General features: G+C 52.9%; 15 protein-coding genes. 7 read left to right on the forward strand and 8 right to left on the reverse strand.

Annotated features, from left to right (window positions below; all coding sequences use genetic code 11):
• Positions 1-182: 182 nt before the first annotated feature.
• Genes fdnG through fdhE form a run of 4 tightly spaced genes read left to right on the forward strand, consistent with a single transcriptional unit; the run spans position 183 to position 5,706 of the window.
• Positions 183-3,233, forward strand: coding sequence for a formate dehydrogenase-N subunit alpha (fdnG, locus tag BZK40_RS18475; RefSeq protein WP_139762116.1), 3,051 nt, complete (start codon positions 183-185; stop codon positions 3,231-3,233).
• 12 nt (positions 3,234-3,245) lie between these two features.
• A complete protein-coding gene (fdoH, locus tag BZK40_RS18480) occupies positions 3,246-4,148 on the forward strand; it encodes a formate dehydrogenase O subunit beta (protein WP_003825273.1) in 903 nt (300 codons plus the stop codon).
• On the forward strand, positions 4,145-4,780 hold the full coding sequence (gene fdoI, locus BZK40_RS18485) for a formate dehydrogenase cytochrome b556 subunit (RefSeq protein WP_003028686.1): 636 nt from the start codon (positions 4,145-4,147) through the stop codon (positions 4,778-4,780). The genes fdoH and fdoI overlap by 4 nt, the downstream gene beginning before the upstream one ends.
• Positions 4,777-5,706: a formate dehydrogenase accessory protein FdhE gene (gene fdhE, locus BZK40_RS18490; protein ID WP_079935072.1), complete on the forward strand. Its 930-nt coding sequence runs from the start codon at positions 4,777-4,779 to the stop codon at positions 5,704-5,706. Before fdoI ends, fdhE begins: the two co-directional genes overlap by 4 nt.
• Positions 5,707-5,749: 43 nt before the next feature.
• On the opposite strand, the gene nadS is transcribed toward fdhE, so the two are convergent.
• Positions 5,750-6,037, reverse strand: a complete 288-nt coding sequence (nadS, locus tag BZK40_RS18495) for a NadS family protein (protein ID WP_038635893.1) — start codon at positions 6,035-6,037, stop codon at positions 5,750-5,752.
• Positions 6,038-6,349, reverse strand: coding sequence for a toxin HigB-2 (locus BZK40_RS18500; RefSeq protein WP_079935073.1), 312 nt, complete (start codon positions 6,347-6,349; stop codon positions 6,038-6,040). It abuts the gene before it with no gap.
• Between the two features lie 220 nt (positions 6,350-6,569).
• On the opposite strand from BZK40_RS18500, the gene BZK40_RS18505 reads away from it, so the two are divergent.
• The 3 genes from BZK40_RS18505 to BZK40_RS18515 all read left to right on the forward strand — a co-directional run bounded on the left by BZK40_RS18505 (position 6,570) and on the right by BZK40_RS18515 (position 8,065).
• Complete coding sequence (locus BZK40_RS18505; protein ID WP_079935074.1) at positions 6,570-7,478, forward strand: alpha/beta hydrolase; 909 nt, start codon at positions 6,570-6,572, stop codon at positions 7,476-7,478.
• A 64-nt stretch (positions 7,479-7,542) separates the two neighbouring features.
• Entirely contained in the window at positions 7,543-7,785 is a 243-nt protein-coding gene (locus tag BZK40_RS18510; protein ID WP_003825282.1) for a type II toxin-antitoxin system ParD family antitoxin, read from the forward strand.
• Positions 7,778-8,065 (forward strand): type II toxin-antitoxin system RelE/ParE family toxin, encoded by a 288-nt coding sequence (locus tag BZK40_RS18515; RefSeq protein ID WP_003825284.1) that lies wholly within the window; start codon positions 7,778-7,780, stop codon positions 8,063-8,065. The genes BZK40_RS18510 and BZK40_RS18515 overlap by 8 nt, the downstream gene beginning before the upstream one ends.
• A 5-nt stretch (positions 8,066-8,070) precedes the next feature.
• Here BZK40_RS18515 and fabY read toward each other — a convergent pair whose 3' ends face one another.
• The 6 genes from fabY to BZK40_RS18545 form a co-directional block, all read right to left on the reverse strand.
• Positions 8,071-9,012 carry a fatty acid biosynthesis protein FabY gene (gene fabY, locus BZK40_RS18520; protein ID WP_003825286.1) on the reverse strand — a complete coding sequence of 314 codons (942 nt, stop codon included), beginning with the start codon at positions 9,010-9,012 and terminating at the stop codon, positions 8,071-8,073.
• 44 nt (positions 9,013-9,056) lie between these two features.
• On the reverse strand, positions 9,057-9,494 hold the full coding sequence (gene dtd, locus BZK40_RS18525) for a D-aminoacyl-tRNA deacylase (protein ID WP_003825289.1): 438 nt from the start codon (positions 9,492-9,494) through the stop codon (positions 9,057-9,059).
• Entirely contained in the window at positions 9,491-10,363 is an 873-nt protein-coding gene (locus BZK40_RS18530) for a virulence factor BrkB family protein (protein ID WP_079935075.1), read from the reverse strand. Before BZK40_RS18530 ends, dtd begins: the two co-directional genes overlap by 4 nt.
• Positions 10,357-10,956, reverse strand: coding sequence for a glucose-1-phosphatase (gene yihX / locus BZK40_RS18535; protein ID WP_008786997.1), 600 nt, complete (start codon positions 10,954-10,956; stop codon positions 10,357-10,359). The genes BZK40_RS18530 and yihX overlap by 7 nt, the downstream gene beginning before the upstream one ends.
• 105 nt (positions 10,957-11,061) lie before the next feature.
• Positions 11,062-11,865: a DeoR/GlpR family DNA-binding transcription regulator gene (locus BZK40_RS18540; protein ID WP_079935076.1), complete on the reverse strand. Its 804-nt coding sequence runs from the start codon at positions 11,863-11,865 to the stop codon at positions 11,062-11,064.
• A 33-nt stretch (positions 11,866-11,898) separates the two neighbouring features.
• Positions 11,899-12,795, reverse strand: coding sequence for a sugar kinase (locus BZK40_RS18545; RefSeq protein ID WP_079935077.1), 897 nt, complete (start codon positions 12,793-12,795; stop codon positions 11,899-11,901).
• Between the last annotated feature and the right edge of the window lie 138 nt (positions 12,796-12,933).

The following is a 12,933-nucleotide window of genomic DNA, read 5'->3' on the forward strand; positions in this document are numbered from 1 at the left end:
ATATTGGAACACGCATACCAACATTGTGGTATTCTTTACAAATCCCTCCTGGACGGAGGGAAATTCACCCAATTCTGGACCTTTGCGGTCCCGTCCGCAAAGAAAAATAACAACCACTTCCCTCGCGTTCGCGTTACAGAAAAGCGAAGGGAACGTGACAATGTCGAAACAAGGAGCGAACCATGCAGGTCAGCAGAAGGCAGTTCTTTAAGATCTGCGCTGGCGGTATGGCAGGCACCACGGCAGCGGCACTGGGCTTTGCACCCGGCGTAGCGCTCGCGGAAACACGGCAATATAAACTGCTGCGCACCCGCGAAACCCGTAACACCTGCACTTACTGTTCCGTTGGCTGTGGACTGTTAATGTACAGCCTCGGTGACGGCGCAAAAAACGCCAAAGCATCCATCTTCCATATCGAAGGGGACCCGGATCACCCGGTGAACCGTGGAGCATTGTGCCCGAAAGGGGCAGGACTTGTGGACTTCATCCACTCCGAAAGCCGCCTGAAATTCCCGGAATATCGCGCACCAGGCTCAGATAAGTGGCAACAGATTAGCTGGGATGAGGCATTTGACCGCATCGCTAAGCTGATGAAAGAAGACCGCGACGCTAACTACGTTGCACAAAACGCTGAAGGCGTAACCGTTAACCGCTGGCTTTCCACCGGAATGCTGTGTGCTTCCGCTTCCAGTAACGAAACCGGCTATTTAACGCAAAAATTCTCCCGCGCGCTCGGTATGCTCGCGGTCGACAACCAGGCACGCGTCTGACACGGACCAACGGTAGCAAGTCTTGCTCCAACATTTGGTCGCGGTGCGATGACCAACCACTGGGTCGACATTAAAAACGCCAACCTCGTCGTGGTGATGGGCGGTAACGCCGCTGAAGCTCACCCGGTCGGATTCCGCTGGGCGATGGAAGCCAAAATTCACAACGGCGCGAAGCTGATTGTTATCGATCCACGCTTTACGCGAACCGCTGCGGTGGCTGATTTCTATGCGCCAATTCGTTCCGGTACTGACATTGCTTTCCTGTCAGGCGTTTTGCTGTACCTGCTGAACAACGAAAAATTTAACCGCGAATACACTGAGGCCTATACCAACGCCAGCCTGATCGTGCGTGAGGATTACGGTTTCGAAGATGGCCTGTTCACCGGCTACGACGCGGACAAACGCAAGTATGACAAAACCAGCTGGAACTACGAGCTGGATGAAAAAGGCTTCGCCAAACGCGATGTCACCCTGCAACATCCGCGCTGCGTGTGGAACCTGCTGAAACAGCACGTCTCCCGCTACACGCCGGACGTCGTAGAAAACATCTGCGGTACGCCAAAGGCCGACTTCCTGAAGGTCTGTGAGTACATTGCAGAAACCAGTGCCAAAGATAAAACCGCGTCGTTCCTGTACGCCCTGGGCTGGACACAACACTCCGTGGGTGCGCAGAACATCCGTACCATGGCGATGATCCAGTTGCTGCTTGGCAACATGGGGATGGCAGGCGGCGGCGTTAACGCCCTGCGCGGTCACTCCAACATTCAGGGTTTGACCGACTTAGGCCTGCTGTCACAAAGCCTGCCAGGCTATATGACGCTGCCGAGCGAAAAACAGACTGACCTGCAAACCTACCTTGCCGCCAACACGCCAAAACCGTTGCTGGAAGGTCAGGTGAACTACTGGGGCAACTACCCGAAATTCTTCGTTTCGATGATGAAAGCCTTCTTTGGCGATAAAGCGACAGCGGAAAACAGCTGGGGCTTCGACTGGCTGCCGAAGTGGGATAAAGGGTACGACGTCCTGCAGTACTTCGAGATGATGAATCAGGGCAAAGTGAATGGCTATATCTGCCAGGGCTTTAACCCGGTCGCGTCATTCCCGAACAAAAACAAAGTTGTGGCTTCACTGTCCAAACTGAAGTTCCTGGTCACTATCGACCCGCTCAACACCGAGACCTCCACTTTCTGGCAGAACCACGGTGAGTCAAACGATGTTGATCCGTCGAAAATCCAGACCGAAGTATTCCGTCTGCCGTCCACCTGCTTCGCCGAAGAGAACGGTTCTATCGTTAACTCCGGTCGCTGGCTGCAGTGGCACTGGAAAGGCGCGGACGCCCCGGGGATTGCCGTTACCGATGGCGAAATCCTCGCCGGTATCTTCCTGCGTCTGCGCAAGATGTATGCCGAGCAAGGTGGCGCGAACCCGGAACAGGTGCTGAGCATGACCTGGAACTACTCCACCCCGCACGAACCGGCTTCGGAAGAAGTGGCGATGGAGAGCAACGGTAAAGCGCTGGCCGACATTACCGACCCGGCAACCGGTGCGGTTATCGTCAAGAAAGGCCAACAGCTTAGCTCGTTCGCCCAACTGCGTGACGATGGCACGACCTCCAGCGGCTGCTGGATTTTTGCCGGTAGCTGGACGCCGGAAGGCAACCAGATGGCACGTCGCGATAACGCCGACCCGTCAGGCCTTGGTAATACGCTGGGCTGGGCCTGGGCATGGCCGCTTAACCGACGCATTCTGTATAACCGCGCCTCCGCTGATCCGCAGGGGAATCCGTGGGATCCAAAACGTCAGATCCTGAAATGGGATGGGGCGAAGTGGAGCGGGATGGATATTCCGGACTACAGCGCTGCCGCACCTGGCAGCAACGTAGGGCCGTTCATCATGCAGCCGGAAGGGATGGGACGCCTGTTTGCTATCGATAAGATGGCGGAAGGTCCGTTCCCGGAACACTACGAGCCGTTTGAAACACCGCTGGGGACTAACCCACTGCACCCGAACGTTATCTCTAACCCTGCCGCACGCATCTTTAAAGGTGACGCACAAGCACTGGGTAAAGCAGATAAGTTCCCGTACGTCGGTACAACCTACCGTCTGACCGAGCACTTCCACTACTGGACCAAGCATGCGCTGCTGAATGCCATCGCTCAGCCGGAACAGTTTGTGGAAATTGGCGAGAAGCTGGCGAATAAGCTCGGTATCTCCCACGGCGATACCGTCAAAGTCTCCTCTAATCGCGGCTACATTAAGGCCAAGGCGGTGGTGACCAAACGTATTCGCACGCTGAAGGCTAACGGTAAGGATATCGACACTATCGGTATTCCGATTCACTGGGGCTACGAAGGTGTGGCGAAAAAAGGCTTTATCGCTAACACGTTAACGCCATTCGTCGGTGATGCGAACACGCAGACGCCGGAATTTAAGTCCTTCCTCGTGAACGTGGAAAAGGTGTAACGGAGACGACCTATGGCTTATCAATCGCAAGACATCATTCGTCGTTCCGCCACTAACGGTTTCACCCCCGCGCCTCAGGCGCGGGACCATCAGGAAGAAGTGGCGAAGCTTATCGACGTCACCACCTGTATCGGCTGTAAAGCGTGTCAGGTGGCGTGTTCTGAATGGAACGACATCCGTGATGAAGTGGGCAACAACGTTGGGGTGTACGACAACCCGGCCGATTTGACCGCCAAATCCTGGACGGTGATGCGCTTCTCGGAAGTGGAACAAAACGACAAACTGGAATGGCTTATCCGCAAGGATGGCTGTATGCACTGCGCCGATCCGGGCTGCCTGAAGGCGTGTCCGGCTGAAGGCGCAATCATTCAGTATGCCAACGGTATTGTCGACTTCCAGTCTGAGCAGTGTATCGGCTGTGGCTACTGCATCGCGGGCTGCCCGTTCGACGTGCCGCGCCTCAATCCGGAAGACAACCGCGTCTACAAATGTACGCTGTGCGTTGACCGTGTTGTGGTCGGGCAAGAACCGGCCTGCGTGAAAACCTGTCCAACCGGCGCCATTCATTTCGGCACCAAAGAGTCGATGAAAACGCTGGCAGGCGAGCGCGTGGCGGAGCTGAAAACGCGTGGTTACGAAAACGCGGGTCTGTACGATCCGGCGGGTGTTGGCGGGACGCACGTGATGTACGTATTGCACCATGCTGACAAGCCAAATCTGTATCACGGCCTGCCGGAGAACCCGGAGATCAGCGCAACCGTTAAGTTCTGGAAAGGCATCTGGAAACCCCTCGCAGCCGTCGGCTTTGCAGCGACATTTGCGGCCAGCATCTTCCACTACGTCGGCGTAGGCCCGAACCGTGCGGAAGAAGAAGAAGACAATCTGCATGAAAAAGACGACGAGGTGCGCAAATGAAACGACGTGACACCATCGTGCGCTACACGGCGCCGGAACGCATCAACCACTGGATCACCGCCTTCTGCTTCATTCTGGCGGCGGTGAGCGGGATGGGCTTTCTCTTCCCGTCTTTTAACTGGCTGATGCACATCATGGGCACTCCACAACTGGCGCGAATTGTGCACCCGTTTGTCGGCGTGATCATGTTTGCCTCGTTTATCATCATGTTTTTCCGTTACTGGCACCACAATCTAATCAATCGGGATGATATCTTTTGGGCGAAGAATATTCGTAAGATTGTTGTCAACGAGGAAGTAGGTGACACGGGACGTTATAACTTCGGCCAGAAATGCGTATTCTGGGCGGCGATTATCTTCCTGGTCCTGTTGCTGGTGAGCGGAGTGGTCATCTGGCGTCCGTATTTTGCGCCTGCTTTCTCAATCCCGGTGATCCGATTCGCGTTAATGCTGCATTCATTTGCCGCAGTAGCGTTAATTGTGGTTATCATGGTGCACATTTACGCCGCCCTTTGGGTGAAAGGCACCATTACCGCGATGGTGGAAGGATGGGTTACCAGTTCATGGGCGAAGAAACATCACCCACGCTGGTACCGTGAAGTCCGCCAGAAACAGGAAAAGTCATCTGAATGAGTATTCGCATAATCCCGCAAGATGAGCTGGAGAAGAGCGAGAAACGCACGGCGGATATGATTCCGCCGTTATTATTCCCCAGACTCAAAAATTTGTATAACCGCCGCGCTGAGCGCCTGCGCGAGCTGGCCGAGAACAACCCGCTGGGCGACTACCTGCGCTTTGCCGCGCTGATTGCCCACGCGCAGGAAGTGGTGTTGTACGACCATCCGCTGCAGATGGATTTGACCGCTCGCATCAAAGAAGCGAACGATCAGGGCAAACCGCCGCTGGATATCCACGTTCTGCCACGCGACAAGCACTGGCAAAAACTGCTGCAATCGTTAATTGCTGAGCTGAAACCAGAAATGAGCGGCCCTGCGCTTGCCGTGATCGAAAATCTGGAAAAAGCCTCAGAGCAGGAACTGGAGCTGATGGCCAGCGCGCTGTTTGCCTCTGATTTCGCCTCCGTCAGCAGCGATAAAGCGCCGTTCATTTGGGCTGCCCTGTCGCTCTACTGGGCGCAGATGGCAAGCCTGATCCCCGGCAAAGCCCGTGCGGAATACGGTGAAAAGCGTCAGTACTGCCCGGTGTGTGGTTCAATGCCGGTCTCCAGCATGGTGCAAATCGGTACCACTCAGGGGCTTCGTTATCTGCACTGCAACCTGTGTGAAACCGAGTGGCACGTGGTGCGCGTGAAATGCAGCAACTGCGAGCAAAGCCGTGATTTGAACTACTGGTCGCTGGATAACGAACAGGCGGCAATTAAAGCTGAAAGCTGCGGCGACTGTGGGACTTACCTGAAGATTCTCTATCAGGAAAAAGACCCTAAAGTTGAAGCCGTGGCTGACGATCTCGCTTCACTGATGCTGGACGCGCACATGGAGCAAGAGGGCTTTGCCCGCAGCTCTATCAACCCGTTCCTGTTCCCGGGTGAAGGGGAGTAAGTTTTAAGATCTTCCCCCGGCAATTGAACCAAACTGCCGGGGATTATCTTAGTGCCTGAATGACATGTTTTGGATCATTGGCAATAGCACGTAACAACGCTTTTGCTGGACCAGTCGGTGAACGACGCCCCTGCTCCCAATTTCGCAACGTATCCACGCTTACCGATATCAAATCTGCGAAACGAGTCTGTGATAATCCTGAAGACTGGCGAATTTCCTTTATTTTCATGGCGTCAATATGAAAGGTACGGGAAGGTTGTCGCGTTCCTTCAGCGATCTCATTCATCTGAACCATACTTTGAGTTAATCGCTCAAATAGTGCCTTATCCATTTACCACCTCTCATTCAACATACGCAGCAGCACTTTTTCTTGTGGAGTCAGATCATCCTTGATCCCTTTCTGATAAATCAGCAACAATCGAATTTGTGATTTTCTGATTTGATGAAAGTAAATAATCCTCACACCGCTACGTTTGCCTTTCCCTCGCTCTCTCCAGCGAACCTTTCTCAGTCCGCCCGTTTCTTGTATCAGATCGCCACAATCAGGCTGAATCGCAAGGAATATCTGTAATCTACGGTATTCATCATCATCCAGTAATTTTTTGACGTCTTCAGTGAAGATTTCCGTTTCTATGAATAGCATTTTGAGTACGCCATTGGACTATATTAATAGAAATTAACTATACGTCAATGGCGTATAGTACATTTCCCTCACAATACAGAATTCAAACAGCAGAAACCAATGACGGTATTTAATCTGCGAGCCGCTTTCCAAAATCATACCTGCCCCCATTTTTCCCATTTTCATTCTTAGTTATCCAGGTTATAAACCTGTATATCCATACAGATAAGGAGATGTGAAAATGGCACTGGAAAGCGGGATTGCACAGCTGGTTGAGGCATTTATCGCGGCGGGACGTCCTTCTTCGCGCGAGCAGAATATTGATGACCGGAGAGCAGGCTACATCGCAAGCACGGTACTGGCCGGAGACACTGAAACCCGCGTACAGGTTGAAGATATTGAACTCGATGCCATGATGTTTCGCGTAGTTTCGCCGCGGGGCAGCACGGGAAATCTCCCCTGCGTTATCTATTATCACGGCGGCTGCTTTGTCAGCGGCGGATTTACCACACATGATAACCAGCTAAGGCAGCTCGCGTGGTACAGCGGCTGTCGGGTCATTGCGGTGCAGTATCGCCTCGCACCAGAGCACATCTTCCCGGCAGCACATAACGATGCTGAATCGGGGGCCAATATTATCTGGAAGTATGCCAAGAAACTGGGAGTAGACCGGGACAACATTACGCTGGCTGGCGATAGCGCTGGCGGGCATCTGGCGCTGGTCACCGCACTACGCCTGAAAGCTACCAGGCAATGGCAACCTGCGCAGCTTATGCTGATCTACCCGATGCTGGATGCAACCGCCAGCTTTGCGAGCTATGACCATAATGGACAGGATTACATTATCACCCGCGACACACTCCTGTCGGGCTACGAGATGTATATGCCGCAAACCAATCCACTGCATCCCGAAGCCAGCCCGCTCTGGCGTGAAGACTTCAACGGTTTACCGCCCACGCACATCATTACAGCTGAATTCGACCCACTGCGAGATGAGGGTGAGGCCCTGTATCAACGGTTCCAGGAGCAGGGCGTGGATTGCACCTGCCAACGCTATCTCGGTGTTATCCACGGATTTTTCCAGCTAGCAGGGGTGAGTCAAGCGGCACGAAGCGCAATGCGGGATGTTGCCTGGCGGCTAGGTCAGTAAGGTTGTTCATGTTTTCGTCCACGGGTGCTATCTTGTGTGAATAGATAACACAAAGGACAAACCTATGCCCAGAACTACCAGCATTACGATTGGCGAGCATCTCGATCGTTTTATTAACGAAATGATTGAAAGTGGGCGCTATGGTTCCACCAGCGAAGTTGTCCGTTCGGCATTACGTTTACTGGAAGAACAAGAATTGCGAAACAACGCATTACGCGATGCGCTGGAGGATGGGATACACAGCGGCACAAGTGACCTGACTCTACAGGAGGTCGCGCACAGGAAAAAGCGCAGTCTGAATGTATAAACTCTCTAATCAGGCAGTCGAAGATTTTGAATCTATCTATGAATACACCTGGAGAAAATTCGGTTATCAGCAGGCGGATAAATACACGACTGAAATGGAACAGCTTTTTTTACTGTTAGAGAAAAACGCTTTGATGGGACACAACTGTTCTGCGATTAAGGAAGGTACCCGTCAATACAATCATCGACAGCATGCGATTTTTTATCAAAATGCGGATTATGGCATTTTCATAATCCGCATTTTACATCAGCAAATGAACCCAATATTACATTTCAGCTAGAGGACTTACTCTTCCTCGTTCCCGCCTTCTTCATACGCGCCAAACGGTTTTGCGGGTAGCACAATGTAGGTGCCTTCAAACACCACACCCGGCGTGTCGTCGCCAAATACCCCGACCTGCATCTGAACGCGCGCCTTACGACCTCTTGCCAGACGATCCAGGTCTCCGCTCAGCGAGCCCAGATCGGCGATGGCTGTAGGTTTCCCGGTGATCGGCCTGCTGTACCGTATATGCGCGTCAGCAAGGATTATCGTCCCGCCGAGATGACGCTCGCGTAGCATCAGCCAGATTAGCCCCCAGCCCGTTAGCGTCGCCAGTGAAAACAGGCTCCCGGCAAACAGCGTATGGTGCGGGTTCTGATTGCCCGTCTCGGGCATCGTGGTGATAAATTTCTGCCCGGTATATTGCTGAATGCGCACACCCATTTTCTCACTCAATGGAATATGTTCGTACCAGGCTTGCTGTAGCTGTCCGCACCAGTCCCCGCGATGGAGAATGTCGTCCAGCGTCGCGATGGGTTTAATCATCAAAAAGTGACGCACCGGCGTGGTTTGCGGCGTGGTGATTTCTCCCTGGCTCACAAACCCCAGCTTGGCGAAAAATTCGACCGCATCTTCACGGGCGCTACAGGTTACGCGCTTTACCCCTTCCTGACGCGCCACAGACTCCAGGGTCATCGCCATCAGCGTGCCCAACCCTTTCTCCTGCACGGAAGGGTCAACGGCCATAAAGCGTATGGAGGCTTCGTTATCCGCATTGATGTACAGACGTCCTACCGCGACCAGATTCCCCTCTTCGTCCACCACCATCTGGTGATGCGCCATCGCATCCCAGGCATCCCGTTCGGAGCCTTTAGGCTGGTGCAACGGTTTACGCAGCATCTCCCAGCGAAACTGGTAGTAACGCTCCAATTCTTCTTCTGTTTGCGGTACTCGAAGGTGATACATCGTCGTATTCTCTCTTGTTGTCCGCGGCCACACCGGTAGCTGGTTCATACTTGTAACCAGAACGTCACGGGGCCATCATTAACCAGTGAAACCTGCATATCCGCAGCGAATCGACCGGTTTGCGTATTCATTTCCTGTTGGCGGCAACGCTCAACAAAGTACTCATACAGCGCCTCTGCACGATCGGGCGCAGCCCCTTTTGAAAACCCCGGGCGCATGCCGCGTTCGGTATCTGCCGCCAGCGTGAACTGTGAAACCACCAGCACGCTGCCCCCTGACTGCTGCACGTTAAGGTTCATTTTGCCTTCGGCATCGCTAAAGATTCGATAGCCGAGTACGCGCTCGCACAGGCGGTTCGCTTTCTGTTCGTCATCATCCCTTTCGACACCTAACAGGACCAAAAGTCCTGGGCCAATTTCACCCGTCACCTCGCCCTCCACGGTGACGCTGGCACGGGTTACGCGCTGAATTAATGCAATCATGGTTGCTCTGCTTCTTCTTGTTCTGCGGCTTGTTTAAGTTTGCGGTATTCCCCGAGAGTGACAGTTATTTCTGCGCCTAGCAAGACGATACACCAGGTCCAGTATACCCAGACGAATAAAATGGGGATCACCGCCAGGACACCGTAAATGAGCTGATAAGACGGGAACATCGTGATATAGAGCGCAAATCCTTTCTTTCCGGTTTCGAACAACACAGCGGCCACAAAGGCGCCAATAACCGCATCACGGTTAGGTACACGTGTAGTCGGTACGATGCTGTAAAGCAGCCAGAAAGAGAGCCAGGAAAGCACCAGCGGGAAAATACGCAGAATGTTATCAATCACCGTGTTGAGATCGCTGGCCCAGCGCAATGACAACAGATAAGAGCTGATCGCCAGACTGGCCCCCGCCAGCAGCGGCCCCAGCGTTAAAATCATCCAGTAGACGGCGAAAGAGTAAACTTTAGGCCGAGTACGCTTGCTGCGCCAGATAGTATTCAGCGCGTTATCAATGGAATACATCAGTAATAGCGCTGTCACAATCAGCCCACACGCCCCAACGGCGGTCATTTTGTTCGAGTTGGCAACGAACTGTTCGATATAACGCTGAATGACATCTCCCGTCGCCGGGATAAAGTTTGCGAAAATGAAATGACGCAGCTGGACGCTGACGTCAGAAAACATCGGAAATGCGGCGAAAAGCGCAAAAACTACGGCAATAAGCGGCACTAATGAGAGCAATGAGACATAGGCAAGATTCCCTGCCAGCGTCGTCATGTTGTCCTCATCAATCCGCTGCCATAGTAGCTTCAGCCAGGCCCGAACAGGACGTGTATGGTGCCTGGCTTGTTGCTGAACATTTTTTAGCATAGCAACTTCGCGAAATAGTCCGGAATGGTCGTTTTATCGACAACCTGGATGCTGGTAATCCCTAACCGATTAGCCCCTTCAATATTATCGGCGTTGTCGTCGAAAAATACCGCCTCATGCGCAGAAAAACCTTCAGACTGCAGGACATGCTGGTAAATCCGCGCTTCCGGTTTACGCATGCCCAGATCCTGGGAAAGGTAAATATGGTCAGCAGCCTGACGGATTTCGGGGTATTCGTCCGGCCAAAACGTCGTGTGCAGACGATTAGTATTCGACAAGACGACCACCCGATGCCCCTGCTCACGCAGCTTTTGCATGATGTCGATGACTTCAGGACGCAAGGCAACAAAAACGGCCTGCCAGCCGTGGGAGAACTGCTCATAGCTTAGCGGTAGCGCCATGTCATGACATAGCGCCTCGGCAAAGGCTTCATCCGTTATTTCACCTCGCTCGTGCTGGTGAAAAGCCTCTCCCATGGTGAAACTTTGCTTTAACGAAGCCAGCGGTACACGGCTCAGATCGCTCCAAGTACCTAACACGCGATTGAAGTCGATATCGACAATCACATTACCCAAATCAAAGATATAGAGCATGCCCTTCTCCTTATTCGCCGTGGATGAATAACTGTAGCGGGAAAGGAGAAGTTTGACTATGAGCGAATGATGGCTACGAACTTATCGAGCCATCACTGGAGAGAATTACACGGCCAGAGCATCGTCCTGTGAAGGACTCACTTGCACAATTTCCACCTGCTGTGACTGAAGTAAATTATGCAGTGCCGGGCCTGGATATTCATCGGTAAATAGCGCGGTCACCTGAGACACGTTACCAATTTCTACCGCGGCAGAAGCCGTGTATTTCGTATGATCCGCAGCCAACAGAATATGCCTTGAATGGGCCATCATCGTCTTCACTACGCTGGCCTCGTTGACATCAAACTCCAGCAGCGCACCATCACTTTCGATCGCGCCAACGCTGGTAACCAGGTAGTCGGCCCGAAAATCAGCGACAAATGCCGAGGCAGAAGGGCCAATGATGCCACTGTTATGCGGGCGTAACGTTCCCCCCGGTACCATGACTTCAAAACGCGGGTTGTTATACAGAATGTGCGCCACACGCAGGCTATTGGTGATAATGCGCAAATGATTATGGTTTAACAGCGCGCGTGCCACCTGCTCAACGGTGGTGCCAATGGTAATAAACACCGTTGACCCATCGGGAATGTAATCAGCCACCGCTTCCGCGATGGCTTTTTTCTCTTCCGTCCAGGAGACTTCACGCTGCTCAAACGCCGTATTCACCACGCTGGAAGCTCTGCCCGCGCCACCATGATGACGCGTAATTAATCCCTGCTCGCTGAGTTTACGAATATCACGACGCACGGTTTGCGTGGACACGTCCAGCAGGCTGGCCAGCTCGTCGATATTCATATAACCGCGCTCGCTAATCAGCATAAGCAGTTGATCGTGTCGCGGGTTACCGGTCAGTTCGGTAAGACTCATGAAATTTCCTCGAAAAACCATTGCCCTGGCATTTTATACAAAAAGTGACAGAAAAGATCGGGTTTGATCACAGTCAGGGATTCCGGCCCTTCCTCCCGGGCGAGTGCATTTTAACGCAGCAACCCCACTGGCAAACCTGACGGCCTCTTCTGGAGCATCGCCGCCGGCCAGGCTGAATGCGAGCGCACCGTGGAAAACATCTCCAGCTCCCGTAGTATCCACAACATCGACTTTAAATCCAGATTGATGCTGCAACGTATTATTTTTTATCCAGTCACAGCCTTCACTTCCCCGCGTTACGTAAACATGTCCATTTGTGAGCGTTTGTGCTTGTTTCAGTCCAGCGACAGAATCGTTTATCCCGGTTAAACGCGCCAGTCCAGGTTCAGAGAATGCAGCATGATCGCTTAGCGCCACCAGCTCGCTGATATCTTGTGGCGTTACGTCGCCATCCAGTACCGTCATCACTCCCACCTGACGCGCCAGCGCGAACGCCTGCCTGGCCCCTTCGTGCCAGCGAACATCCGCCAACACCACATCCCACTGGGAAAAATCGATCTTATTGAGCCAATCAGCATCCGGCAATAAATCCGGGCTGGGATAGTTAACAATAATCCGTTCCCCTTGCGCATCAACCATAATTGCCGATTGCGAAGACTTTGCCCCCGCGTAGCGCCGGGTGTAGCGGGTGTTTACCCCCAGGGATTCCAGCTCCGCCAGCAGGCTATTTCCGGTGTCGTCATCGCCCACACGGCCAATAAAGTCCACCTGCGCGCCCAGCCTCGCTGCAGCCACTGCGGCCGTTGCAGCAGGCCCGCCGCCCACTTCCGTATAACGCTTCGCCACATACTTACCTCCTTCGGTCGGTAAACCTTCCACGTAATAGATGCGATCCATCACGGCAATACCTACACAAGCAATACGAATCATGGTCATTCCTTAGGCATTTCAAGATGGGATCATTTTAATTTCACAAAATGTTTAAAAAGTGACGGCTGTCAATTTTTTGACCATAAATTACAAATACGATCAAAAACAGACAAAAACAAACGACCTTAAATGACAAAA

The organism is Citrobacter portucalensis (assembly GCF_002042885.1).
GTDB lineage: Bacteria > Pseudomonadota > Gammaproteobacteria > Enterobacterales > Enterobacteriaceae > Citrobacter > Citrobacter portucalensis.